We start from the raw sequence: 24,358 nt of genomic DNA on the forward strand, positions 1-24,358 counted from the left end.
GCGAAACCTGGTTCACCACCGCGACGCACACGAAGGGGTTCGATTCTTTCACAACGACCACTTTCGGCGAGGGCTATTCCTACCTGAAAGCGGCGCTCGAGGAGTCGGGCTTCGAGGTCGATGTGATCGAGAACCATGTCGCGCCGACGCATTTCCCCGACAGTGTTGCGGCGCTGAAGAAATATGACACGGTCATTCTCAGTGACATCGGCGCCAACACGCTGCTGCTGCACCCCAACACCTGGCTGAAGGCGCAGTCTTCGGTCAACAAGCTCGACGTCATCGCCGACTATGTCAAAGGCGGCGGCGGCCTGATCATGGTCGGCGGCTACCTGACCTTCACCGGCATCGAGGCCAAGGGCTGCTGGAAGGATACCGTGGTCGAGGCGTGCCTGCCTGTGAGGCTGATGGCAACCGACGACCGGCGCGAACATCCCGAGGGCATCGTCGGCGCCGTGACGAAGCCCGGCCACCCGGTCATGCAAGGTGTAACCGGGCCGCTTCCGGCCGTGCTGGGCTACAACCGGGTCACGCTTGCCGGCGGCGCCGAACTGATCGCCACGATCGGCAACGATCCGCTGCTTGCCGTCGCCGAAGTCGGCGCGGGCCGCAGCGCGGCGTTCATGTCGGATTGCAGCCCGCACTGGTGCCCGCTCGATTTTGTCAATTGGCCCGGCTATCGCACGATGTGGTCGAACCTTTGCGCCTGGACCAGCAGGACGCGCGGCCTGTGATCGATCTTCTTCACGACTGCGATCCCGGAAACGACGATGCCGTTGCCATCCTGGCGGCGCTTGGCCATCCCTCCGTCAACTTGCTGGCGGTGACCACCGGTGCCGGCCATCTGGCCGGGGAGCGAACGGCGGTCAATGCGGCGATCACCGTGGCCGCCGCCAGCCCCCGCAAGGTGCCGGTGTCGGCCGGCGCCACCGGGCCGCTGCTGCGCGAACGGCTCATCGCCCGTATCCTCGACATGGACAATGGTCTCGATCCGGTGCGCGACGATCTGGAGCGGATCGCGCTCGACGAGCGCCATTCCGTCGACCGCATCGCCGCGGAAGTAACGTCGCATCCGGGGCTGACAATCGTGACGACCGGCCCGCTGACCAATCTGGCGCTGGCCTTGCGACGGCATCCCGAGATCGCGGACAAGATCGGCAGGATCGTCACCTTGAGCGGCGCCTGGGGACTGGGCACAAAATCGGCGGCCGCCGAATGGAACATCCTGTGCGATCCGGAGGCCGCGGCCATCGTCTACGACGCCGGCATTCCGCTGACCATGGTCCCCGTCGACGCCAGTGCAACGGTGCCGATCACCGCCGCCCTGATCGATCGCATAGCGGGCCTTCCCGGCCGGGCCGCCGCATTGGCCGCCGAACTTCTGGCGTCGCTGGTGACGACCCACAGGCCAGGTGTTTTCGCGCCGCCGGAAATGCCGCTTCACGACCCTTGCGCCATACTGGTCGCGGCTGCTCCCGACATTGCCAGGACGGTTCCGGCGCGCGTCGACGTCGAAACGACGAAGGGCCTGAATTATGGCCGCACCGTCGTCGATTTCGCCTCTCGGTCGGATCGCCCCGTCAACTGCGACGTCGTGATCTCGTTCGACGTCGCCGCCACGCACAAGGCTTTGTTTCAGGCCCTGTCGGCTCTGTCGCAACTGCAGGCACGACTGTGAGGGACTGGGCCGCGCGCGGGCGCGGCCGGACACCACTACCACCAGAGACCGCTCCGGCTTCGGGGCGGAATGCAAACAAGAAAGAAGGGAACAGGATCATGAGACTGATTTCGAAAGGCATGCTGGGGGTCTTCGCCGGCATTTTGGGCACGATGGCGCTGGTTGCGGCCGCACCGGCGGAAGACAAGTTCAGCGCCGTCTATGTCATGAGCGACAATCTTGGCGACATGGGCTTCAACGACAATGCCAAGACCGGCTTCGACCGCGCGCAAAAGGATGGCGTGCGCACTCGCCTGTTGCAGGCCTCGCCGACCGATCCGCAATTGTGGCGCCAGAATCTCGAAGCCGTTTCCAATTCGGGAGAATGGAACGTCATCTTCACCGGCCCGAACATGCATGACAATCTGGCTGCCGTGGCGCCGCAGCATCCTGATCAGAAATATGTCTTCTTCGACGATCAGCTCGACCTGCCCAATGTTCTCTCGGTCAAGTACGCCCAGAACGAAGGTTCTTACCTCGCCGGCGTGCTTGCCGCCGTCGCCGCCACCGACAAGGCAAACTTTCCGCTTTCGTCGGGCGAGCCGAAGATCGCGGTTGTCGCCGGCATGGACCTGCCGGTCATCCAGGACTTCATCGTCGGCTTCAAGCAGGGCGCCGCCACCGTCGTTCCGGACATCCAGGTGCAGGTGATCTTCATCGGCAATTTCAACGACGCCCAGAAGGCCTATGACCTCACCAAGACGGCGATCGAGAACGGAGCGAATGTCGTCTACAACGTCGCCGGCCCCGCCGGCCTCGGTATCCTAAAGGGTGCGGCCGACGCCAACAGATACGCTATCGGCGTCGATTCCGACCAGAACGGCCTGCACCCGAAGAACGTGCTGGCTTCGATGCTGAAGCAGATCGGCAATTCGATCTACGATTCCATCGGCCAGGTCCGTGGCGGCAAGGCCGAGTTCGGCAAGCTGAAAATCTACGGCCTCGCCAATGAAGGCGTCGGCCTCGTCTACAACGATGCTCTCGTCCCCGCTTCAGTCAAGGCCAAGGTCGACGCGGCCAAGGCCAAGGTGGTCAATGGGGAATTGAAGGTCGAGACCGCCTTCAAATAATGTCGGCTCCTGGCGGGGATGGAACGGTTCCGTCCCCGCTTGCCTCTCGTAGCGGAATCGCCGTGGACGACCAGGACGAAATTCTCAAACTGTCGGCCATCGCCAAGATGTTTGGCGACAAGGCCGCGCTGAAGCATGTCGACATCCGTGTGCGGCGTGGCGAGGTTCACGTCATCTGCGGCGAGAATGGCGCCGGCAAGTCGACGCTGATGAACATTCTTGCCGGCATCCATCAGCCCGACGGGGGAACCATCAATCTCAACGGCAAGGATGTTACGATCGCAGATCCGATCGCGGCCAGCCGGTTGGGCATCGGCATGGTGCATCAGCATTTCGCGCTCGTGCCCTCCATGAGCGTCGCCGAGAACGTGTTTCTCGGCCGGCATCCGCGCCGGCTCGGCCTGTTCTCGGACAGGCGCGCCATGGTCGAGCGCACCCGCGAACTCATCGACCGCTATGGTTTCGGCCTCGATCCCGAAACGCCGGTGCGCAGCCTTTCGGTGGGTCAGCGGCAGCGTGTCGAGATCCTCAAGGCGCTCGCCTTCGACGCCGAACTGCTCATCCTGGACGAGCCGACGGCCGTCCTCACGCCGCCGGAGGTCGATGAACTGATCGAGGTGATCGCCGGATTGCGGCAGCGCGGCCGCACCATATTGTTCATCACCCACAAGCTGCGCGAGGTCAAAGCCGTATCCGACCGCGTCACCGTGATCCGGCATGGTGAGAGCATATCGACCTATCCGACCGCGGTCGTCAGCGAGGCGGACATCGCCCGCGACATGGTCGGCCGCAACGTCTTTCTCGTCGGGCGCGGCGCCCAGAGCAAGCCGCGCGACTTCGGCGCTCCGGTGCTTGGCCTGAAGAATGTCAGCGTCACCGATGCGTCCGGCCGGCTGCTGCTCAACGACATCTCGTTTGCGGTCAGGGCCGGCGAGATCGTCGGCATCGCCGGCGTCGACGGCAATGGCCAGACCGAACTGGCGGAAGCCATCGTCGGCCTCATCGACATCCAGGCCGGCTCCATCGAGCTTGCGGGCAAGGATATCACCACGGCTACCGTGCCGATGCGCCAGCAGGCAGGGATGGGCTTCGTGCCGGAAGACCGGCTCGATCGTGGTCTGAGCGTCACGATGTCGATCGCCGAAAACCTTGCCGCCAGCAACTACCAGCGCGCCGGGCTCGAGAGCCACGGGCTTGTCGTCATGAGCCGCTGCACGGCCTTTGCCGAGGAAAAGATCGCCGAGTTCGACGTGCGTGGCGCCAGGCCCGCAATGCCCGTCGGCTGGCTGTCCGGCGGCAACATGCAGAAGGTGGTGATCGCGCGCGAACTCAATCGGGATCCGGCCTTGCTGGTCATCTGTCAGCCGACGCGCGGTCTCGACATCGGCGCCGCCGAATTCATCTATGCCCGCATCATGGCCGCCGCCGATCGCGGCCGCGCGGTGCTGCTGATCTCGTCGGAACTGTCGGAGATATTCGCCTTGTCCGACCGGATCGGCGTCATGTATTCGGGCCAGCTCCTCGACATGCTTGAACGGTCCAGGGCCGACGAGGTCACCATAGGCGCGCTGATGAACGGCGCCAGGATCGAGGCTGCGTGATGCGCGAACTGGTGCTTGACTGCCTGCGTGCCGTGCGGGCTCCGCTCACCGCGATCTTGCTGACGCTGGCGCTGGGTTTCGTGCTGGTCTCGGCCATCGCTGACGATCCCGTGCGAGCCTATCGCGACCTGTTGTTCGCCAACTTCGATTCGCTGGGCAATTTCGCGCTCTTCCTCAATCGCGCGACGCCGCTGACGCTTATCGCGCTCGGCGTCATCTTCTCGTTCCGCGCCGGCATTTTCAATGTCGGCGGCGAAGGCCAGCTCTACGCCGGCGCCATCGCCACCACCATCGTCGGCGTCACTTTCACCAGCTTGCCGGCGCTGCTGCTGTTTCCGCTGGCACTGATCGCGGGCATCCTGGCCGGCGCCTTTCTCGGCTGGATCCCGGCGGTGCTCAAGGTCCGCTTCGCGGTCGACGAGGTGGTCACGACGCTGATGCTGAACATCATCGTGCTGCTGTTTACCTCCTACCTCGCCAACCAGGTCATCCGCGACCCCACCAGCTATGGCGCGGTCAGCCGGGTGCTGCCCGAGGCCATCTGGTTGCCGGCGCTGCCCGGCATGCGCGGCGCCACCAGCGGCATCGTCATCGCGGTCGTGCTTGCCTGCCTCACCTGGGTCGTGCTGTTCCGCACCGAATGGGGCGCGCAGTTGCGGGCGGCGGGAACCAACCTGCGCTTCGCCAGGTCCGTGGGCATACCCGCCGACCGCCGCATCATCACCGCGATGCTGATCGCCGGCGGCTTCGGCGGCCTCGCCGGCACGCTCTATGTGCTCGGCATCGGACACCGCTTCGAGCAGAATTTTTCACCCGACTACGGGCTGGTCGGTCTCACCTGCGCGCTGCTCGCGCGCATCCATCCGATCGGCGCGCTGGCGACGGCCATCTTCTACGCGATGATGATCAACGGTTCGGCCTATATGCAGATATCGACGGATGTCCCGCGCTCGCTCGTTGATCTCTTGACCGGCCTTCTCGTCCTCCTGATGACGGCAAGGCTGGCGCGGAAAGGGCAGCGCGCGTGACCGCCGTTTCCCTGCTTTCCTCCGTTCTGGAGCAATCCGCGCCGATTGTGCTTGCCGCCCTTGCCGCGATGATCACGCTGCGCGCCAACATCCTGAACGTCGCTGTCGAGGGCATGATGCTGGTCGGCGCCTTCGTCGCTATCGCGGTCGGTGATGCCACCGGCAGCGCGCCGCTCGCCTTCCTCGCGGCGCTTGTCGCCTCGATTGCCATGTCCCAGCTTCTTGCCGTGATGACGTTGCGCTTCTCGGCCGACTTCATCGTCGCTGGATTGGGCATCAATCTGCTCGCCGCCGGCGGCAGCCTGTTCGCGCTCGAATGGTTCTATCGCAGCCCGGGCGGATTGCGACCGGTAAGTTTTCCCGACCTCTGGCACGTCCCGGCTGGCAGTCTCTCTTTCATCCCGGTTCTCGGCCCGGCGATCGAGGGGCAGAGCATCGTCGTTCTGCTCGCTTTCCTGGCGGTACCCGCCTGCGCGGTTTTCCTCTATCGCACGCCGACCGGCGCCTATCTGCGCGCCGCTGGCGAGGACGAGCATGCCGCCCGCTCCGCCGGCATCAAGGTTGGCCAGATGAAAGCCCTGTCGCTGGCGATCAGCGGGCTGCTGGCTGGGCTCGCGGGAGCGCAGCTGTCAATGGACAAGCTGCATTTCTTCCTGCCCGACATGACCAGCGGTCGCGGCTTCATCGGTTTGGCGGCGACGCTGTTCGGCGGTGGCCAGCCCTGGATAACGGCGGCCGCGTCCGTGCTCTTCGGTTTCTTCGGTGCACTGGGCGACCGGCTGCAGGCATTCGCCATCCCGTCGCAGTTCGTCCTGATGCTGCCCTATGTCGCCGCCATCGTCGGCCTGACAGCGGCCCGCTGGCGCGCCCACGTCCGCAACCGCCCGGCCAGGATGGCCAGGCCGAAGGAGACCTGATCCGTGACACTTCCACCCCCGGCAGGCGGCAATCCTGGAGCTCCACAATGACTTCGACCGGCGATGGCGATTTCGTCTTCCATTTCGGCGGTCACACGCCGCGGTTAAAAATCCCGCTGTCCAAGCCAACCACTGTGTTCACCGAAGACTGCTTTTCGGGCAAGCTGACCAGCAGCGACGGGCGGCCGCGCGAGGTCGCGCCCTATCCCAAGGTCAATCCTTTGACCGGTCCGATCCATGTCGAAGGCGTGAAGGCGGGCGATGTCGTCGCCATCCATCTTCTGGCCCTGGAGCCGGCCCGCGACTGGGGCGTGGCGACGATCTCCCCTGATTTCGGCCTGCTTTCGGGCACGCGGGGAAGCCCCAATCTGCAGCCTCTGCAGGATGAGCGCGTCTGGATATGGCGCTTCGGGCCCGACAGGCGAACGCTGGTCACGCAAGCGGCGAATGGTGGGGCGCTAAGCGTGCCTTACCGGCCGTTTCACGGCACGCTCGGCGTGGCGCCCGCCCATGGTGAAGTGCGGCTGGGCGTGGTCCCCGGCGATTTCGGCGGCAATCTCGATATCCCCGATCTCGGCCCAGGCGCGACGCTGTATCTGCGCGCCAATCTCGATGGCGCCCATGTCTATATCGGCGACGGTCACTATGCCCAGGGCGATGGTGAGATCGCCGGCACGGCGGTGGAGGGCGCTTTCCACACGACTTTCGCTTGTGGAAGACTGGCCGCGACGGACGATTTCGACTGGCCCCGGCTGGAGACCGACACCCATATCGGCGTCATAGGCTCGGCGCGGCCTGTCGACGACGCCTGCCGCATCGCCGTGGCCGGTCTCGTTCGCTGGGTAATGACCATCACCGGCCTGCCGCTGATGGATGCGCATCAACTGGTGAGCCAGGCCTGCCGCTTGCGCATCGGCAATCTCGTCAATCCGTCCTTCACCGTCCTGTGCTCGATCGACAAGGGCTTGCTGGGGGTTTCGACGCTCAACGACGGAATTCATGATCGACTGCGAGCGCTGGGCAGGGCTGGTCACGCTTCCGGCTGAGGCGATGCCGCCATGCAACGGTGGGCGCTCTAATCCGCCGACAGCGATCTCGCCATGTCCAGAAAAGCGCGCACCAGTTTGCCGCCGCTACGCTCGCGCAGGCAGATCAGCGCTTCGTCCATCAGGGTCTCCGGCGCGTCGATGGTGATCGGCACAAGTCGCGAATCGTGGCCGAATTCGGCCGCCGAGACAAAGCCGATGCCGGCGCCGGAGGCAACGATCTCGCGCACGGCTTCGCGGCCCTCGGCCTCGATGACCGGCCGCAGTTCGACATTCGAGGCCGCGGCCAGATCTTCGAGCTTCTGACGCGTTTTCGAGCCCCGTTCGCGCATGACGAGCGATTCTTGTGCCAGTTGTTTCAGCGTCAGCGATTTCCTTGCCGATAGCGGGTGGTCGATGGAGGTGAAGGCGATGATCGGCGTCGAGTTCAGTTTCAGCACCTCGAAATCGCGCCCGGCCGGCACCTCGCCCATCACGCCGATGTCGGCGTCGTAGCTGTAGAGGCTGCTGATCACCGTTTCCGTATTGCCCGCGCGCACTGAAACCTGCACGCCGGGATAACGGGCCCGAAAACTGCCGAGTATGTGAAGCAGATGGTGCGCGGCGTCGGCGACGATTCGCAGCGTGCCCGAGCGTAAGGCGCGAGACTCCGTCAGGAGCTCGAGCGCCTGCTGCTCGGTATCGAACATGCGGTGCGTTATCTCGAGCAGCTTCTGGCCCGAATGGGTCAGCGTGACCTGCTTCTTGTTGCGGTTGAACAGCAGCACGTCATACTCTTCCTCCAGCTTGCGCACCTGATCCGATATGGCGGGCTGGGTCAGGAACAGCGCCTCGGCGGCTCGCGAAAAGCCGCCTGAGATCGCCACCTGGTGGAAGGCCCGCAACTGGACGTAGCGCATTTTTCTCCCCCTCCAACTCGTTGATCCGGCAGCGACCCACCATAAGTCCTGCTATCTTAAATGCGAGATCAAACGATTTCAGCGATGTGCGCGGTAACGAACCGGCACAGCTTCACAAGCATGTCATGCCCGACAGGCAACATCCGTTCCCGAGTCGAAGTCATTGTATCGGGTAAATCGATACTTCGATACAAAATAACGATTTTACAAATATGTCTCCCGCGCCAACAATGGCGGCATACCCAAAAAGCAGCGACCTGTCGGAGGACACCATGCTCGCCGAGACGAAATTTGCCGCCGAGCCGTTGCCCAGTCCGGCGCTGGGCGAGCCCTATCTCCTGACCCCGGGGCCGTTGACCACGGCCTATTCGGTCAAGCAGGCGATGCTGCGCGACTGGGGATCGTGGGATGGCGACTTCCGTGCCATGACCGCCGAGATGCGCGCCCGCCTGCTGGCGCTTACCGGGGACACGAGAGACGAATTCGACTGTGTGCCGATGCAGGGGTCGGGCTCGTTCTGCGTCGAGGCGATGCTCGGTTCGTTCGTGCCGAAAGACGGCAAGGTCCTGGTTCTTGCCAATGGCGCCTACGGCCTGCGCGCCGCGCAGACCATGCAGTATCTCGGCCGCGCCTATACGCTGATCGACAAGGGCGACTACCTGCCGCCGCGCGGCGACGAGATTGCCGCCGCCCTCGATGCCGATCCTGCGATTACCCATGTCATTGCCATCCATTGCGAGACCAGCTCAGGCATTTTGAATCCGGTCGCCGAGATCGCCGAAGCCGTCCAGGCCAAGGGCCGCAAGCTGCTCGTCGATTCCATGAGCGCCTTCGGCGCCGTCGCGCTCGACGTCAACGATATCCGCTGCGAGGCGATGGTTTCGTCGGCCAACAAATGCATCGAGGGCGTGCCCGGCTTCGGCTTCATCATTGCCCGCAAAAGCGAACTGGAGGCCGCCAAGGGGCGCAGCCATTCGCTGTCCCTCGATGTCCACGCGCAATGGGCGCACATGAACAAGACGGGCCAGTGGCGCTACACGCCGCCGACGCATGTCGTCGCCGCCTTCCTCGAAGCGCTGCGCCAGCATGAAGCCGAGGGCGGCGTAGCGGGCCGTGGCGCGCGCTATGTCAGGAACCGCGACGTCATGGTGGCCGGCATGCGCGGACTCGGCTTCGAGACCTTGCTGAAGGACCGTTGGCTGTCGCCGATCATCGTCACCTTCTTCAATCCGGCCCATGCGAACTTCGCCTTCGACCGCTTCTACGAGCTGATGAAGGACAAGGGCTTCATCATCTATCCCGGCAAGCTGACGGTCGTGGATTCCTTCCGCGTCGGCTGCATCGGCCAGATGGACGAGCATGTCATGCGCCGCGTCGTCGAGGCCGCCGCGCAATCGCTTGATGAAATGGGCGTCGACACCGCCGCCCCGCCCGCCGCGGCAATCGCCGAGCGCGCCAAACTCGCCGCCTGACGCGGCATATCAGAGGATTTCGGATGAACCAGATGTCTCCCATCAATGTCGCGGTCAACGGCCGCACCTACGCCTGGCCACGCGTGCCGGCGATCGCCATCTGCCTTGACGGTTGCGAGCCGGCCTATCTCGACGAAGCTATTAAGGCCGGGCTGATGCCGGCCCTGGTGAGGATCAAGGAAAAGGGCACGGTGCGCATGGCGCACTCGGTCATTCCAAGCTTCACCAACCCAAACAATCTGTCGATCGCCACCGGCCGTCCGCCGTCCGTGCACGGCATCTGCGGCAACTATCTCTACGAGCGCGAGACCGGCAAGGAAGTGATGATGAACGACCCGCGCTTCCTGCGCGCGCCGACCATCTTCCAGGCCTTCTACGACGCCGGCGCCAAGGTGGCCGTGGTGACCGCCAAGGACAAGCTGCGCGCACTGCTAGGCAAGGGACTCGCCTTCGACGAGGGCCGCGCACTGTGCTTCTCGGCCGAGAAGTCGGACACCACGACGAAGGCCGAGCACGGCATCGACAATGCCTCGAAGCATTTCGGACTGCCGGTGCCGGAAGTCTATTCGGCCGAACTGTCGGAATTCGTCTTCGCCGCCGGAGTCCAGTTGCTGAAGGAGTTCCGTCCCGACATCATGTACCTGACGACGACCGACTATGTGCAGCACAAATACGCGCCCGGCGTGCCGCAGGCCAACGCCTTCTACGAGATGTTCGACAAGTACCTGACCGAGCTCGATGCGCTGGGTGCCGCGATCGTCGTCACCGCCGACCACGGCATGAAGCCCAAGCACAAGGCGGACGGTTCGCCGGCTGTCGTCTACGTCCAGGACCTGCTCGACCAGTGGCTGGGCAAGGACGCCGCCCGCGCCATCCTGCCGATCACCGATCCCTATGTCGTGCATCACGGCGCGCTCGGCTCCTTCGCCACCGCTTATCTGCCTGATGGCGCCGACCAGGCCGATATCATGGCGCGGCTGGCCAAGACCGACGGCATCATGCTGGTTGTCGACAGCCCGACAGCCTGCGAGCGCTTCGAACTGCCGGCCGACCGCATCGGCGATATCGTGCTGATTTCGACCGAGAACATGACGATCGGCACGTCGGAACATCGCCACGATCTGGCGGCGCTGAACGAGCCGTTGCGCTCGCATGGCGGCCTGACCGAGCAGGAAGTGCCGTTCATCGTCAATCGCGTGCTGCCGGACCTGCCGAACGAGCCGACATTGCGCAATTTCGACGCCTTCTACTACGCGACGATGGCGGCGGCGCTGGCTTGATCTCGCGCGTGATTGTCGACCCCCACTCCACCTGGCGCATCCAGGCGTAGTGGGGGGCGATCCTCCGTCGAGACGTACCGAGAATCTGCTGGAGCAGAGCCCATGACCCAACTTGACCCGTCCATCAAGGTTCGCCACGAGCCGATGCGCATTGCCGGTAAGAAAGTCGATGCCGATGGCGTCGTCGAGGTGCGCTATCCCTGGAACGACACCGTCATCGGCACCGTGCCGGCCGGCCGTGCCGAGCATGCGCGAAAAGCTTTCGAGATCGCGGCCGGCTACCGGTCGAAGCTGACGCGCTATGAACGCCAGCAGATACTCTTCCGCACGGCGGAAGCGCTGGCTGCCCGCAAGGAGGAAATCTCCGACCTCATCACGCTGGAGCTCGGTATCTCCAAGGCGGACTCGCTCTATGAGGTCGGCCGCGCCTACGACGTCTTCACGCTGTCGGGGCAGATGTGCATCCAGGATGACGGCCAGATCTTCTCCTGCGATCTGACCCCGCATGGAAAGGCACGCAAGATCTTCACTACGCGCGAGCCGTTGAAGGCGATCTCGGCGATCACGCCGTTCAATCATCCGCTCAACATGGTCTCGCACAAGGTGGCGCCGGCGATCGCGACCAACAATTGCGTGGTGGTGAAGCCGACTGAACTCACCCCGATGACGGCGCTGCTGCTCGCCGACATCCTTTACGAAGCGGGCCTGCCGCCGGAAATGCTCTCGGTGGTCACAGGCTGGCCGGCCGATATCGGCAACGAGATGATCACCAACGACAACATCGACCTCATCACCTTCACCGGCGGCGTGCCGGTCGGCAAGATGATTGCCCGCACCGCCGGCTACAAGCGCCAGGTTCTGGAGCTCGGCGGCAACGACCCGCTGATTATCCTCAACGATTTGTCGGACGAGGATCTCGCCAGGGCCGCTGACCTCGCCGTCGCCGGTGCGACCAAGAATTCCGGCCAGCGTTGTACGGCGGTCAAGCGCATCCTTGTCCAGGAAAGCGTTGCCGATCGCTTCGTCCCATTGGTGCTGGAACGAGCGAAGAAAATCCGCTTCGGCGACCCGATGGACCGCGCGACCGATCTTGGCACGGTCGTCCATGAGAAGGCGGCCGCGCTCTTCGAGACCCGCGTACACATGGCCGCCGGGCAGGGCGCTGAGATCCTCTACAATCCCGGCCGCCAGGGCGCGCTGCTGCCGCCGATCGTCGTCGATCGCGTGCCGCACACATCCGAACTGGTCATGGAAGAAACCTTCGGCCCAATCATCCCGATCGTGCGCGCGCCGGACGATGACGAGGCGCTGATCGCACTTTCCAATTCGACCGCTTTCGGCCTGTCGTCGGGGGTCTGCACTAACTCGTTCCCCCGCATGCAGAAATACATTGCCGGTCTGCAGGTCGGCACGGTCAACATCTGGGAAGTGCCGGGCTACCGCATCGAGATGTCCCCGTTTGGCGGCATTAAGGATTCAGGCAATGGCTACAAGGAAGGCGTCATCGAGGCGATGAAGAGCTACACCAACGTCAAGACGTTTTCGCTGCCGTGGTAGAGCAGATGGACCGGTACGATCTCGCCGTCGTCGGCTCGGGCATTGTCGGGCTCGCCCATGCGCTGGCGGCCATGCGGCGCGGACTGCGTGTCGTCGTCATCGACCGCGACCAGAAAGCGAACGGCGCTTCGATCCGCAATTTCGGGCTTGTCGTCGTCACCGGCCAGGATATCGGCGTGTCGCGTCAGCGTGCCGAACGCAGCAGGCAGATTTGGCTCGACCTTGCCGATGAGGCGGGGGTGAAAATTCTCCAGCGCGGCAAGCTGGTGGCGGCGCAGCGCCCGGAAGCGCTTGCATTGCTCGAGGCCTTTAAAGCTGGTCCGGATGGCAGGGACTGCAAGCTCATGACGGCGCGCGAGGCGGCCGCGCACCTTGATGGCCTCGACGAGAATGCGCTTGTCGGCGGGCTCTACAGCCCATTCGAATTGCGGGTCGAATCGCGCGAGGTTCTGCCCAGGCTGGCATCGTTCCTGGCCGATAGGCACGGCGTCGAATTTCGCAACGGCATCTCGGTCACGTCGATCGCCGCGCCGGTCGTCGAGACCAGTTCGGGTCGCCTGCATGCCGAGAAGATCGTGGTCTGCCCCGGTGATGATTTCGCCTCGCTCTATCCCGAGCGAATGGGTCAATATGGCATCAGGCGCTGCAAACTTCAGATGCTGCGGCTTGCCGACCCGGGACGCCGGTTCCCGTCGGCGCTGACGTCCGATCTCAGCCTGTTGCGATATGGCGGTTTCTCCTGCCTGCCACAAGCGGGCGCCCTGCGGGAGAGATTGACTGAGCAGCGTGGCGCGGCGCTGGAAAACGGCGTCCATCTGATCGTGGTGCAGAGTGCCGACGGTTCCCTTGTCATCGGCGATTCCCATCATTACGGCATGACGCTCGATCCATTCGGATCGGAGGCGGTCGACCAACTGATCCTGGATGAATTCAGGACCTTGTTCGGTGGCAAGGCGCCGGAGGTGACCGCGCGGTGGACGGGTACTTACGCGTCGGCGGGCCATGCGATGATCCGCGATGCCCCACATGACGACGTACGGCTCGTGATCGTCACCAGCGGCACTGGCGCCAGCACCGGATTCGCCATCGGTGAGGAAACCATCGCGGAGCTGTTTGCATGATCGATGTCCTATGGTGCAAGCCTTCGCCGCGCCATCAGGAGCGCGGCAATTCGTGTGAGGAACAATGAGCCTCGTCCATACCGAAGGTGAATCGAACATTTCCGCCGCGCGTGGCGAATGGTCGGCAAGGCAGGAGGACGCGGCGACGCGCCGCCTGCTGGCGCGCGATGCCGCCGCCTTCCTGCACCAGAGCCTGTCCAGCCCCTGCGTCTCGGCCATCGCCAGGGCCGAAGGCATCTGGATAGAGGACACCGCCGGCCGCCGCTACATGGATTTTCACGGCAACAGCGTACACCACATCGGCTACGGTCATCCGCGCCTCAAGGAAGCGATCCGCGCGCAGATGGATGCCTTGCCCTTCGCGCCGCGACGCTTCGCCTGCGAGCCGGCGGTCGAACTTGCCGAGACGCTTGGCGTACTCGCGCCAGGCAATCTCGGCAAGGTGCTGTTCACCACCGGCGGCTCCGATGCGATCGAAGTGGCGCTGAAGCTGGCGCGCGCCGCCACCGGCCGCTTCAAGACGCTGTCCTTCTGGGATGCCTTCCATGGCGCCGGCTTCGGCGCGTCGAGCGTCGGCGGCGAGGCGACCTTCCGCTCCGGCATTGCCGGACCGCTTTTGCCGGGTGCCGAGCATGTCGCGCCATGGGCGCCGCATAACTGCCCTTATGGCACCAGTTCGCTGGAGGAATCGGCGCGCGCCTGCGCCAGCATGATCTCCTATGTGCTGGGCCGCGACGGCGACTTCGCCGCCTTCATCGCCGAGCCGATGCGCGCGACACCGCTGGTGCCGGCGCCCGGCTTCTGGAAGGCGGTGCGCGAAGCCTGCGACCGCCACGGCACGCTGCTGATCTTCGACGAGATACCGACCGGTCTCGGCAAGACCGGAAAGTTCTTCGCCTCCGAACATGATGGCGTCACGCCCGACATCATCGTGCTCGGCAAGTCGCTGGGCGGCGGCATCCTACCCATCGCCTCGGTCATCGCGCGACGCGATCTCGACGTTGCCGGTGATTACGCGATCGGCCACTACACGCACGAGAAGAACCCTGTCACCGCGCGTGCCGCGCTGACCACCATCGCCATCGTGCGTGAGGAGGGGCTGGCCGAGCGTGCCGCCGAACTCGGCGCCCATGCGATGGCGCGCATGAACGATCTCATGCAGCGTTCGCCCTTTGTCGGCGACGTCAGGGGCAGGGGGCTGTTGTTCGGTGTCGAGATGGTCGAGGACAAGGCAAGCCGCGCGCCGGCCCGCTCGCTTGCCGAGAAGATCTATTATCGCTGCCTCGAACACGGGGTGAGCTTCAAGATCAGCCAGGGCAATGTGCTGACCCTCTCGCCACCGCTGGTGATCGCGCGCGCCGATCTCGATCGGGCGCTCGACATCGTCGAGGCGGCGGTGCTCGCGGGCTGAGCCGCGGAACGGGTGGTTGAACGATGAAAGCAGTCCGCACCGATCGGGAACTCGAATGCCCTGAAATCGATGCCGGCCTGCGGGCGAGGGGCGTCGACCTGGTGACGCTGCCGGACGGCATTGCCGAGGCCGATCTGATCGGAGCCGTTACCGACGCCGACCTCCTGCTGATGTGCTACACGCCGGTCACCGCGCGGGTGATCGAAGCGGCGCCTAAATTGAAGGGCATCGTCAAATATGGCGTCGGCATCGACGCCATCGACATTCCGGCCGCGATGCGGCGCGGCATTCCCGTCGTCAATGTTCCCGAATATGCCGAGGAAACCGTCGCCGAGGGCGCCTTCGCGCTGATGATCGCATTGGCCAAACGGTTGCCGGAGATAAGCGAGGCTGTCTCGCGTGATGGATGGATCTGGCCGGAACAGCGCTGGCTGGGACGCGACATATCAGGCGCCACGCTTGGTCTCGTCGGTTGCGGCAAGATCGGCCGCAGCATGGCGCGCATGGCGGGTCAGGGGTTCCGTGCCCGCGTGCTCGGCTTCGATCCCGGTGTCGATGCCGCCGCGATGCGGGCCGCTGGCATCGAGAAGGTCGACGATCTCCATACCATGCTGCGGGCCTGCGACTTCATTTCGCTCCATTGCGTCCTGAATGACCAGACCCGTGGCTTGATCGGCAGGGCCGAACTCGATTGCCTGAAACCGTCCGCCATCATCATCAATGTCTCGCGCGGCGCGCTGATCGACGAAGCGGCACTTGTGGAAGCCATCGTTGCCGGACGCATCGGTGGTGCAGGGCTCGACGTCTACTCCGTCGAGCCGCTGGCGAGGTCGGGCCACCCGATGAGCCCGCTGTTCGGTCGCGACAATGTGATCCTGTTTCCGCATCTCACCTTCTTCACGCAAGAGGCGATGCACCGGCTGGAAGAGGACACGCTCGCACGCTGTTTCGAGATATTGGAAGGCCGGCCGGTGACCATTCGCTCGTCCGATCCGCGTTTGCGGGTGCAGGTCTCAGGCGTTTCGTTCTCCTGATAATCCATACTTTTCAAAGGTATAGGAGACGCCCGCGTAGTCACGAATGCGCCCGCGACAGCAATGCGACAGTTCCATGACAAATATCAGGAGAAACTTGTCTGTCATAAAATAAATAGATTTTACTTATCGATCGCCGATCCTCAGAGTTGTCACAACGACGACATCCAACCGGCTCAACGTCCGACAGAGACCGAAGCCGGCTGGGCCTAGTGCATCGCGAAATGTGCCTTCAATCAAAGGGGAACTGGTCATGAAATCACGAAACGCAACCATGGTCGCGGCACTCGCCGCATTGCTCGCTTCGGCCGCCCTGGTCGGCCCGGCGCTTGCCGACGGCGTCGTCACCATCTATTCCGCCGACGGTCTGCATGACGGCAATGGCAGCTGGTACGAGACCGAGTTCGCCGCCTTCACCAAGGCCACCGGCATCACCGTGCAGTATATCGAGGCAGGCTCGGGCGGTGTCGTCGAGCGTGTCGCCAAGGAGAAGTCGAACCCGCAGGCCGACGTTCTGGTCACCCTGCCGCCCTTCATCCAGCGCGCCGCCGCGGATGGCCTGTTGCAGGACTACAAGCCGGAAGCCGCGTCGCAGATTGACGGCGGCACCGACAAGTACCGGCCGCTGGTCAACAACTACATGAATTTCATCTACAACAGCGCCGTGCTGTCGGAAGCGCCCAAGAACTACAGCGATCTTCTGGACCCCAAGTTCAAGGGCAAGATCCAGTATTCGACGCCCGGCCAGGCCGGTGACGGCACCGCCGTCATGCTGCAGATCATCCATGCCTTTGGCGGCGAGGATGCCGGCTTCGAGTTCATGAAGAAGCTGCAGGACAACAATGTCGGCCCGTCCGCGTCGACCGGCAAGCTGACCGCGCTGGTCAACAAGGGCGAACTCCACGTCGCCAATGGCGACCTGCAGATGAACATGTCGCAGATGGCCGACAATCCCAACATCAAGGTGTTCTGGCCCGCCGGTCCGGACGGCACCCGCTCCACCTTCGCGCTGCCTTATGAAATCGGCCTGGTCACCGGTGCCCCCAACAGCGACAACGGCAAGAAGCTGATCGACTTCCTGCTGTCCAAGGAGGCCCAGTCGACTGTGAGCTCCATCGCCATCGGCATGCCGGCCCGCAAGGACGTGACGCCTTCGGACGCCAACTTCGCCAAGCTGCAGGAAGCGATGAAGGGCCTGACCATCTGGTCGCCGAATTGGGACGACGCGCTCGCCAAGCTGCCCGGCTACGTCAAGAAGTGGAACGAAGCGACCGGAAGTTGATCCGTCAGGGAAACGATCCGGAGAACAACGCCATGTCGGCAGCCGCCTTCACGGGTTCTGGAGTCACGGATATCGACGCCGCGAAGGTTCGCGGCGCCGGTTCCAACGTCCACTTCGACAAGGTCGTCGTCGCCTATGGCTCGCATGTCGTCCTGCATCCGCTGACCCTCGACATCGCGCCGGGCGAGATCCTGGCGATGATCGGACCGTCCGGCTCCGGCAAGACGACCGCCTTGCGGGCCGTGGCCGGCTTCGTGCGGCCCGCGAGCGGGCGCATTCGCATCGGCGCCACCGACGTCACCGACTTGCCGCCCTACGAACGCGGGCTCGGCATGGTGGTGCAGAACTATGCGCTCTTCCCGCATATGCGGGTCGAGGACAACGTTGCCTTCGGCCTTCGGGCGCAGGGCGCCGACAAGGCGCTGATCGGCGAACGCGTCAAGGATGCGCTTGCCACCGTCGGCATGTCGGCCTACGCCAGGCGCTATCCGCGTGAGCTCTCCGGCGGCCAGCAGCAGCGTGTCGCCATTGCCCGTGCGCTTGCCGTGCGGCCCCGCGTGCTGCTGCTCGACGAGCCGCTGTCGGCGCTCGACGCGCAGATCCGCCGCAACATGGTCGAGGAGATCGCCCGCCTGCACCGCAGCCTGCCGGGCCTGACAATCCTCTATGTTACCCATGACCAGACCGAGGCGCTGACGCTGGCCGACAAGATCGCCATCATGCGCGACGGCAGGGTTTGTTCGCACGGGCCGACGACGGATCTCTACCGCCGTCCGCCGAACCGCTTCACCGCCGAGTTCCTCGGCCGCGCTAATCTCCTGCCGGTGACCGTCGCGGAGGCTGCCGGCCCCAAGGGCTTTGCCACGGCAAGGCATGGCGACGCCGTGCTCACCGGAGCGGCCCGCGACGAGAAGGCGGGTGACAAGAGCCTGCTCTGCATCAGGCCGCAGCATTTGAGTCTGACGGCCGACAGCGAGCACACCAACCGCATCGTCGGCACGCTCAGGGAAGTTCACTGGCAGGGCGAACTCACCCATCTCGTGCTCGATGTCGACGGCACGCCGATGCGCGTCTCGGCAACCAAGCTGCCCGTCGCGCTGCCCGAGCGGGGCGCGAGCGTGCCCCTGTTCTTCTCGCCCGCCGACACGTCGCTGCTTCCGGAAGACGCCGGTGTCTGAGGCGATTGCCCTTCACGCGCCGGCGAGCCGAAGAGAGTCCGGCAGGTTGTGGATCGTGCCGCCGGCGGCGTTGCTGGCGCTACTGTTCTTCTACCCGCTGGCGCTCATCATCAGGCAGGCCTTCCTCGATGACAGCGGCGTCGCCAACGCCGCCGAGATCATCCGCGTTCTCCACTCCCGCTTTTTCCTCAACGCGCTGGTAAACACGGTGACGATTTCGGTTGCCGCGACGGCCGGATGCCTGATCGTCGGCCTCGTGCTGGCCCTGATCCTTGCCTTCGTGCCGTTCCCCGGCAGCGGCTTCATCGCCAGGCTGATCGACACCTTCATCGCGCTGCCGACCTTCCTGGTGACGCTTGCCTTCACCTTCCTCTACGGCTCTGCCGGCATGCTCAACTCAGGGCTGATGGAAACCTTCTCGCTGCCGGCGCCACCGGTCGATTTCCTCTATTCCACCTGGGGTGTCGTGCTGGCCGAGGTCACCGTCTACACACCGTTCATCCTGCGGCCGCTTCTCGCTGCCTTTTCGCTGGTCGATCGGGGCCAGATCGAAGCGGCGAGCGTGCTCGGCGCGCGTCCTTTGCGCATCGTTCGCCAGGTCATCCTGCCGGCGGCAGTTCCGGCGCTCATCGCCGGCGGTAGCCTTTGCCTGCTGCTCACCGTCAACGAATTCGGCATCGTGCTGTTCATCGGCGCCAAGGGCGTCATCACACTGCCGCTGCTGATCTATGGCAAGGCGATCCAGGAATCGGCCTATCAGGTCGCCTGCATCATTGCCACGATCAACATCGCGCTGTCGCTGGGGCTGTTCGGTCTCTATCGGCTCGCCGCCGGCCGGTTGGGAGCCTAGCCATGCTGGTCTGGTCGCGCTCCGGTCGCCTGGTCATCTGGGTGTTCTTCGCGCTGATCTTCGGCGTGCTCTTCCTCGCGCCGCTGGCGGTCATTCTGCTCTCCAGCCTGGCCGACCAATGGAATGGCGTCCTGCCAAGCGGCCTGACGACGGAGCACTACACCGATGTCGCCAGGGGCGCGGCGTGGAACTCAGTCAAGGCAAGCTTCATCACCGGCTTCCTGGCGAGTGCGCTGGCGCTGGTCAGCGGCACCTGGGCGGCACTGTCGCTGCGCCTTCAAGGAGCGGCCCTGAAACGGCTGCTCGGCCTCCTGTTCTTCATCCCCAGCGCCGTTCCATCTGTCTCGGTCGGCCTCGGCCTGCTGGTCGCGTTCAGCCATCCGCCGCTGCTGCTCAACGGCACCATCGCCATCGTCATGATCGCGCATTTCGTGCTCATCTCGGCCTTCACTTTCGGCAATGTCTCTGCCGGGTTGGCGCGCCTCTCGCCTGACTTCGAGCAGGTGGCGTCGAGCCTCGGTGCGCGGCCCGCCTACAGGCTCTGGCATGTGACGCTGCCGCTGCTCGCGCCCTACCTTGTTGCTGCGTTCGGCCTCAGCTTTGCCCTGTCGATGGGCGAGCTTGGCGCCACCGTCATGGTCTATCCGCCGGGCTGGGTGACGCTGCCGGTGTCGATCTTCAGCCTCACCGATCGCGGCGACATCTTTGCCGGCGCCGCACTCACCATGATCCTGGTGGCGGCCACCCTGATCCTGCTGCTCGGCCTCGAACGCATCACCGCCCGCGCCACCGGCTCGTGACGCCGGGCCGGCTCAGGCCGGCTTGCGCTCGACGATGTAGATATGGTCGGCCGCCAGCACCACCTCGCCGCGCTGGTTGATCACTTCGCAGCGCTCGACCACGCGGCCTGAACCCGGCCGCTTGGGGTCGTCCTCCTTGGCCGTTATCGTGGTGCGTGTGCGGATCGTGTCGCCGATGAACACCGGTTTGATGAAGCGCAGCCGGTCATAGCCATAGGAAAAGGCTACAGGATTGATCACTGTCGCGGTCAGGCCGATGCCGACCGAGAACACCAGCGTGCCATGTGCGATGCGCTGGCCGAACGGCGTCGTCTTCATGAACTCGGCGTCCATGTGATGCGGGAAGAAATCGCCGGTATGCCCGGCATGCACGATGAAGTCGGTCTCGGTGATGGTGCGACCGCTGGTCAGCCGTGTCGAGCCGATCTCATAGTCCTCGAAATAGGTGATCTGTTCCATGTCCTGCCTTACGGCTTTTCGGCAAGCGGCATCGCCGGCGCAGCGCTTGATTTATAGGCGGCCTCGACCAGGGCCATGGTGTGCCAGGCGTCTTCGACCGAACTGATCAATTCGGTATCCTCGCCCGATGCGAACCGTTGCACGTTGGCCATTCGGCCGACGAAGGCATCGGGAAACCATTCGCCGGCGAGCGGCACGGCAATCCAGTCCGATCCGCCTTTCGGGTGGATCTCCAGTATATCCGGCTCGCCACGGGGATAGTCGAGGTTGAGGCCGAGCTTGAGATAGGCGGCGCCCTCGGTGCCGCAAATGCGGAATTCGCAGGCCTGATGCCGCCGGCCGAATTTATGATCGTGATTGATTGAGAGCGCGCAGCGCACGGTGTCGCCATAGTCCAGAATGGCGCTCGTGCGGGTCTGCGCCACCGTATGGTTGGGATGGCCGAGTGTCTTGGCGTGCACACCCTTGGGGTCGCCGAGCAACTGTCTGACGAGGTCGAGATAGTGGATGGAGTGCATAGCGATCTCGACACGCGGCGCCTTGAGCAGGAACTCCCACAATTGCCAGGGTGTCGCCAGCGCCAGCCATGCGTCGAAGTCGACGACCTCGCCTAACCAGCCCTTGGCGATGGCGTCCTTCAGCGCCAGCATCATCGGCGCGAAGCGAAGCTGGAAATTCACCGCCGCCTTGAGCTGCCTGGAGCGGCAGATTTCGAGGATCTCGCTCGCCTCGCCGAGATAGTTGCCCATAGGCTTCTGGATAAGCGCGACCGATCCCTCGGGCAGGGCCTTCAGGATTTCCGCGTGCCGTCCCGGTGGCGTCGCCAGATCGAAGATGGCGCCGCTGACGGCCGTTGCATCTTCTATCGAGCGGAAGGCGGTGACGCCCCATTTCTCGGCAAGGGCCTGCGCCTTGGCCTGATCTGGATCATAGAGGCCGGCAACCGGGAAGCCGGCTTTCCGGTAGGCTGGAAAATGTGCGTCGCCGACGATCGATCCGGCGCCGAAGGTCACGATCGGGCGGAGTTTCGAAGGTTTTGGCCAGGACTGGACAAGCGAGGCAGGGTCGAAACCGGCCTCAGTCATGATGGAAGACCTCGTCCATGGAAGCCCACCACTCGCCATCCTTGCGGGTCGCCAGCGGCTCCTGGCAAGGCATGCAGAACGACCACCACTCCTGCGTCTTCGGATCGGCGGCCATCTTGGCCATGTCGGCGGCATAGTCGGTGCCGTGATACTCGAAATAGGAAAACAAGAGGTTCTCCGGCCGCTTCAGATAGATGGAATAATTCTTGATGTTGCAGGCCGAGATCATGGTCAGCACGTCCGGCCAGACGGCGGCATGAAGGCGCACATACTCCTCGACCTTTTCAGGCTTCAGACCCAGAATCATACCCATCCGCTGCATGTCGTTCCCCTATCCGGTGATCGCCGTGGTGAATTCGGCGATGCTCATGGCCTTGACCGCGTCCCAGTCCCAATCGATGCCGATACCTGGCTCGTCGGGCGCCAGCGCATGCCCATCCTCGATGCGCATATGCTTGCCGGTCAACTGGTCGAGTTGCGGAATGTACTCGACATAGCGGCCGTTCTGAACAGCGCAGGTCAGGCTGACATGCAGCTCCATCAGGAAGTGCGGACAGACCGGGATGTCGAAGGCCTCCGCCGCATGGGCGATCTTGAGCCAGGGCGTGATGCCACCGATGCGGCCGACATCGACCTGCACGATCGAGCAGGCGCCCTTCTGCATGTATTCGCGGAAGTGGCGCATGGAGTAGAGCGACTCGCCGATGGCGATCGGCGTTGGCGTCGAGTTGGACAGGCGCACATGGCCGTCTATGTCGTCGGCGGGTAGCGGCTCCTCGATCCAGGCGAGGTCGAGTTCGCGCAACCGCGCCGCGCGCCGTATCGCCTCGTCCACCAAGAAACCCTGGTTCGCATCGGTCATGATTTCATAGCCGTCGCCGACGGCCTTGCGCACCGCCGACAGCCGGGCAAGATCCTCCGACCCATGCGGCTTGCCGATCTTCACCTTGGAGCCGCGAAATCCCCTGGCCTTGGCGGCCAGCGCATCGTCGACCAGCGCCTGCGTCTCGATGTGCAGCCAGCCGCCTTCGGTCGTATAGAGCGGACAGCGATCCTTGGCGCCGCCGGCAAGTTTCCACAGCGGCAGGTTCTGCTTTCTTGCCCTGAGGTCCCATAGTGCGGTGTCGATCGCCGCGATGGCGATGGCCGTGATGGCGCCGATCGTCGTGGCATGGGTGGCGAATTCGAGATCGTGCCAGATCGCCTCGATCATGTCGGGATCGCGGCCGAGCAGGCGCGGCGCCAGATGATCCGACAAAAGCCGCATTACCGAGGAACCGCCGGTGCCGATCGTGTAGCTGTAGCCTGTGCCGACCGCGCCGTCGGAATCGGTGATGGTGACGATCGGCGTCTCCTGGCTGACGAAACTTTGGATGGCGTCGGTGCGCTTGACCTTGGGGACCAGGTCCACCATCCGCAGTTCTATCTTTTCGATCCTGGCCATGTCGCTCAGCTCCGAAGGGTTTTGCCGGTGTCGGCGGCAAACAGATGCGCCTGCGACAGGTCGAGGCTCATGCCGACCCGCTCACCGGGTCGCAGCAGTCTTGGGTTCAGCATGCGCGAAACCCAGTCTGCGCCGTCGAATTCGACGAACACCAGCGTCTCGTTGCCGAGCGGCTCGGTGACGGTGATCGGCAGGTCGATCTGATGGACGTCGGCCGCATCGCCGGAACTCAGCCCATGGCCGGTCGGATAGATGTCGTCGGGCCGCAGCCCGAACACGACCTTGTCGCCGGCGGCGACATTGGCCCTGAATTGTGCGGGCAGGGGAAGCCGGGCGCCGCTGGCGAAGACCAGTTGGCCGCCCTCGACCGTCGCTTCGTTGAGGTTCATCGGCGGCGAGCCGATGAAGCCGGCGACGAAACGTGTAGCCGGGCGCCGGAAGACCTCGTCCGGCGTGCCGACCTGTTCGATGTATCCGTCGCGCATGATGACGATGCGGTCGGCAAGCGTCATCGCCTCGACCTGGTCATGGGTGACGTAGATCACCGTCGACTGAACCTTGGCATGCAGCTTCTTGATCTCGGTGCGCATCTGCGTTCTGAGCTTGGCGTCGAGATTGGAAAGCGGCTCGTCGAACAGGAAGACGTCAGGGTCGCGCACGATGGCGCGGCCCATGGCGACGCGCTGGCGCTGGCCGCCCGACAATTGCGAGGGGCGGCGGTCGAGCAGCGCGTCGAGGCCGAGTATGGCCGAGGCCTCGGCCACGCGCCGGTCCATGTCATCCTTGGCGGCGCCGGCGATCTTGAGGGAGAAGCCGAGATTCTCGCGCACGGTCATATGCGGGTAGAGCGCATAGGACTGGAACACCATCGAGATGTTGCGCGAGCGCGGCGGCAGATCGTTGACGACGCGGCCGCCGATCTCGATCGAACCGGCACTGATCTCCTCCAGGCCGGCGATCATGCGCAATGTCGTCGACTTGCCGCAGCCTGAAGGCCCGACCAGCGCGATGAATTCGCGATCGGCGATATCGAGGTCGATGCCATGCACGATCTCGATACTGCCGTAGCGCTTGGTCAGTTTTTTCAGGGAAACCGTTGCCATGGGA

Annotated in this window: 23 protein-coding genes; 17 read left to right on the plus strand and 6 right to left on the minus strand. The window is 64.2% G+C overall.

Annotated features, from left to right (window positions below):
* The 7 genes from J0I79_RS05770 to J0I79_RS05800 form a co-directional block, all read left to right on the plus strand.
* A partial coding sequence (locus J0I79_RS05770; protein ID WP_292855652.1) for a glutamine amidotransferase occupies window positions 1–734 on the plus strand: 734 nt, incomplete at its 5' end.
* Window positions 731–1,678 (plus strand): nucleoside hydrolase, encoded by a 948-nt coding sequence (locus J0I79_RS05775; RefSeq protein ID WP_292855653.1) that lies wholly within the window; start codon window positions 731–733, stop codon window positions 1,676–1,678. The genes J0I79_RS05770 and J0I79_RS05775, both read left to right, overlap by 4 nt.
* Window positions 1,679–1,776: 98 nt before the next feature.
* The gene (locus J0I79_RS05780; RefSeq protein WP_292855654.1) at window positions 1,777–2,787 is read left to right on the plus strand and encodes a BMP family ABC transporter substrate-binding protein; all 1,011 of its coding nucleotides are present in this window, start codon (window positions 1,777–1,779) and stop codon (window positions 2,785–2,787) included.
* A 62-nt stretch (window positions 2,788–2,849) separates the two neighbouring features.
* Entirely contained in the window at window positions 2,850–4,388 is a 1,539-nt protein-coding gene (locus J0I79_RS05785) for an ABC transporter ATP-binding protein (RefSeq protein ID WP_292855655.1), read from the plus strand.
* The gene (locus J0I79_RS05790; protein ID WP_292855656.1) at window positions 4,388–5,416 is read left to right on the plus strand and encodes an ABC transporter permease; all 1,029 of its coding nucleotides are present in this window, start codon (window positions 4,388–4,390) and stop codon (window positions 5,414–5,416) included. The genes J0I79_RS05785 and J0I79_RS05790 overlap by 1 nt, the downstream gene beginning before the upstream one ends.
* Window positions 5,413–6,333 (plus strand): ABC transporter permease, encoded by a 921-nt coding sequence (locus tag J0I79_RS05795; protein ID WP_292855657.1) that lies wholly within the window; start codon window positions 5,413–5,415, stop codon window positions 6,331–6,333. The genes J0I79_RS05790 and J0I79_RS05795 overlap by 4 nt, the downstream gene beginning before the upstream one ends.
* Before the next feature lie 47 nt (window positions 6,334–6,380).
* Window positions 6,381–7,379 carry an acetamidase/formamidase family protein gene (locus tag J0I79_RS05800; protein ID WP_292855658.1) on the plus strand — a complete coding sequence of 333 codons (999 nt, stop codon included), beginning with the start codon at window positions 6,381–6,383 and terminating at the stop codon, window positions 7,377–7,379.
* Window positions 7,380–7,408: 29 nt separating this feature from the next.
* Here the strand turns inward: J0I79_RS05800 and J0I79_RS05805 are convergent, their stop codons facing one another.
* The gene (locus J0I79_RS05805; protein WP_292855659.1) at window positions 7,409–8,278 is read right to left on the minus strand and encodes a LysR substrate-binding domain-containing protein; all 870 of its coding nucleotides are present in this window, start codon (window positions 8,276–8,278) and stop codon (window positions 7,409–7,411) included.
* 272 nt (window positions 8,279–8,550) lie between these two features.
* On the opposite strand from J0I79_RS05805, the gene J0I79_RS05810 reads away from it, so the two are divergent.
* The 10 genes from J0I79_RS05810 (at window position 8,551) to J0I79_RS05855 (ending at window position 20,263) form a co-directional block, all read left to right on the plus strand.
* Entirely contained in the window at window positions 8,551–9,750 is a 1,200-nt protein-coding gene (locus J0I79_RS05810; RefSeq protein ID WP_292855729.1) for a 2-aminoethylphosphonate--pyruvate transaminase, read from the plus strand.
* Between the two features lie 23 nt (window positions 9,751–9,773).
* Window positions 9,774–11,030 (plus strand): phosphonoacetate hydrolase, encoded by a 1,257-nt coding sequence (gene phnA, locus J0I79_RS05815; RefSeq protein WP_292855660.1) that lies wholly within the window; start codon window positions 9,774–9,776, stop codon window positions 11,028–11,030.
* Between the two features lie 102 nt (window positions 11,031–11,132).
* A complete protein-coding gene (gene phnY / locus J0I79_RS05820) occupies window positions 11,133–12,587 on the plus strand; it encodes a phosphonoacetaldehyde dehydrogenase (protein WP_292855661.1) in 1,455 nt (484 codons plus the stop codon).
* Window positions 12,588–12,592: 5 nt separating this feature from the next.
* Complete coding sequence (locus tag J0I79_RS05825; protein ID WP_292855662.1) at window positions 12,593–13,708, plus strand: TIGR03364 family FAD-dependent oxidoreductase; 1,116 nt, start codon at window positions 12,593–12,595, stop codon at window positions 13,706–13,708.
* 64 nt (window positions 13,709–13,772) lie between these two features.
* Window positions 13,773–15,119: an aspartate aminotransferase family protein gene (locus J0I79_RS05830; RefSeq protein WP_292855663.1), complete on the plus strand. Its 1,347-nt coding sequence runs from the start codon at window positions 13,773–13,775 to the stop codon at window positions 15,117–15,119.
* Between the two features lie 23 nt (window positions 15,120–15,142).
* Complete coding sequence (locus J0I79_RS05835) at window positions 15,143–16,153, plus strand: NAD(P)-dependent oxidoreductase (protein WP_292855664.1); 1,011 nt, start codon at window positions 15,143–15,145, stop codon at window positions 16,151–16,153.
* A gap of 253 nt (window positions 16,154–16,406) precedes the next feature.
* Entirely contained in the window at window positions 16,407–17,435 is a 1,029-nt protein-coding gene (locus tag J0I79_RS05840) for a 2-aminoethylphosphonate ABC transporter substrate-binding protein (protein ID WP_292855665.1), read from the plus strand.
* 32 nt (window positions 17,436–17,467) lie between these two features.
* The gene (locus J0I79_RS05845; protein ID WP_292855666.1) at window positions 17,468–18,613 is read left to right on the plus strand and encodes an ATP-binding cassette domain-containing protein; all 1,146 of its coding nucleotides are present in this window, start codon (window positions 17,468–17,470) and stop codon (window positions 18,611–18,613) included.
* Complete coding sequence (locus J0I79_RS05850) at window positions 18,606–19,463, plus strand: 2-aminoethylphosphonate ABC transporter permease subunit (RefSeq protein ID WP_292855667.1); 858 nt, start codon at window positions 18,606–18,608, stop codon at window positions 19,461–19,463. Before J0I79_RS05845 ends, J0I79_RS05850 begins: the two co-directional genes overlap by 8 nt.
* Before the next feature lie 2 nt (window positions 19,464–19,465).
* Complete coding sequence (locus J0I79_RS05855; protein ID WP_292855668.1) at window positions 19,466–20,263, plus strand: ABC transporter permease subunit; 798 nt, start codon at window positions 19,466–19,468, stop codon at window positions 20,261–20,263.
* Between the two features lie 12 nt (window positions 20,264–20,275).
* On the opposite strand, the gene J0I79_RS05860 is transcribed toward J0I79_RS05855, so the two are convergent.
* The 5 genes from J0I79_RS05860 to ugpC are packed head-to-tail and all read right to left on the minus strand — an operon-like array spanning window position 20,276 to window position 24,354.
* A complete protein-coding gene (locus tag J0I79_RS05860) occupies window positions 20,276–20,722 on the minus strand; it encodes a MaoC/PaaZ C-terminal domain-containing protein (protein WP_292855669.1) in 447 nt (148 codons plus the stop codon).
* 8 nt (window positions 20,723–20,730) lie between these two features.
* Window positions 20,731–21,807, minus strand: coding sequence for a Gfo/Idh/MocA family oxidoreductase (locus J0I79_RS05865; RefSeq protein WP_292855670.1), 1,077 nt, complete (start codon window positions 21,805–21,807; stop codon window positions 20,731–20,733).
* Window positions 21,800–22,129 carry an L-rhamnose mutarotase gene (locus J0I79_RS05870; protein WP_292855671.1) on the minus strand — a complete coding sequence of 110 codons (330 nt, stop codon included), beginning with the start codon at window positions 22,127–22,129 and terminating at the stop codon, window positions 21,800–21,802. Before J0I79_RS05870 ends, J0I79_RS05865 begins: the two co-directional genes overlap by 8 nt.
* 9 nt (window positions 22,130–22,138) lie before the next feature.
* A complete protein-coding gene (locus tag J0I79_RS05875; protein WP_292855672.1) occupies window positions 22,139–23,251 on the minus strand; it encodes a mandelate racemase/muconate lactonizing enzyme family protein in 1,113 nt (370 codons plus the stop codon).
* Between the two features lie 5 nt (window positions 23,252–23,256).
* The gene (gene ugpC, locus J0I79_RS05880) at window positions 23,257–24,354 is read right to left on the minus strand and encodes a sn-glycerol-3-phosphate ABC transporter ATP-binding protein UgpC (RefSeq protein WP_292855673.1); all 1,098 of its coding nucleotides are present in this window, start codon (window positions 24,352–24,354) and stop codon (window positions 23,257–23,259) included.
* Window positions 24,355–24,358 lie beyond the last annotated feature (4 nt).

Origin of the sequence: Mesorhizobium sp. (assembly GCF_017306585.1) — a bacterium.
Taxonomy (GTDB): Bacteria; Pseudomonadota; Alphaproteobacteria; order Rhizobiales; family Rhizobiaceae; genus Mesorhizobium.

Coding starts and splice junctions, on each gene's coding strand:
- J0I79_RS05845 (WP_292855666.1), top strand. CDS start 17,468: ATGTCGGCAGCCGCCTTCACGGGTTCTGGAGTCACGGATATCGACGCC.
- J0I79_RS05865 (WP_292855670.1), bottom strand. CDS start 21,807: ATGACTGAGGCCGGTTTCGACCCTGCCTCGCTTGTCCAGTCCTGGCCA.
- J0I79_RS05780 (WP_292855654.1), top strand. CDS start 1,777: ATGAGACTGATTTCGAAAGGCATGCTGGGGGTCTTCGCCGGCATTTTG.
- ugpC (WP_292855673.1), bottom strand. CDS start 24,354: ATGGCAACGGTTTCCCTGAAAAAACTGACCAAGCGCTACGGCAGTATC.
- J0I79_RS05805 (WP_292855659.1), bottom strand. CDS start 8,278: ATGCGCTACGTCCAGTTGCGGGCCTTCCACCAGGTGGCGATCTCAGGC.
- J0I79_RS05825 (WP_292855662.1), top strand. CDS start 12,593: ATGGACCGGTACGATCTCGCCGTCGTCGGCTCGGGCATTGTCGGGCTC.
- J0I79_RS05835 (WP_292855664.1), top strand. CDS start 15,143: ATGAAAGCAGTCCGCACCGATCGGGAACTCGAATGCCCTGAAATCGAT.
- J0I79_RS05860 (WP_292855669.1), bottom strand. CDS start 20,722: ATGGAACAGATCACCTATTTCGAGGACTATGAGATCGGCTCGACACGG.
- J0I79_RS05855 (WP_292855668.1), top strand. CDS start 19,466: ATGCTGGTCTGGTCGCGCTCCGGTCGCCTGGTCATCTGGGTGTTCTTC.
- phnA (WP_292855660.1), top strand. CDS start 9,774: ATGAACCAGATGTCTCCCATCAATGTCGCGGTCAACGGCCGCACCTAC.
- phnY (WP_292855661.1), top strand. CDS start 11,133: ATGACCCAACTTGACCCGTCCATCAAGGTTCGCCACGAGCCGATGCGC.
- J0I79_RS05875 (WP_292855672.1), bottom strand. CDS start 23,251: ATGGCCAGGATCGAAAAGATAGAACTGCGGATGGTGGACCTGGTCCCC.
- J0I79_RS05840 (WP_292855665.1), top strand. CDS start 16,407: ATGAAATCACGAAACGCAACCATGGTCGCGGCACTCGCCGCATTGCTC.
- J0I79_RS05870 (WP_292855671.1), bottom strand. CDS start 22,129: ATGCAGCGGATGGGTATGATTCTGGGTCTGAAGCCTGAAAAGGTCGAG.
- J0I79_RS05810 (WP_292855729.1), top strand. CDS start 8,551: ATGCTCGCCGAGACGAAATTTGCCGCCGAGCCGTTGCCCAGTCCGGCG.
- J0I79_RS05790 (WP_292855656.1), top strand. CDS start 4,388: ATGCGCGAACTGGTGCTTGACTGCCTGCGTGCCGTGCGGGCTCCGCTC.
- J0I79_RS05830 (WP_292855663.1), top strand. CDS start 13,773: ATGAGCCTCGTCCATACCGAAGGTGAATCGAACATTTCCGCCGCGCGT.
- J0I79_RS05800 (WP_292855658.1), top strand. CDS start 6,381: ATGACTTCGACCGGCGATGGCGATTTCGTCTTCCATTTCGGCGGTCAC.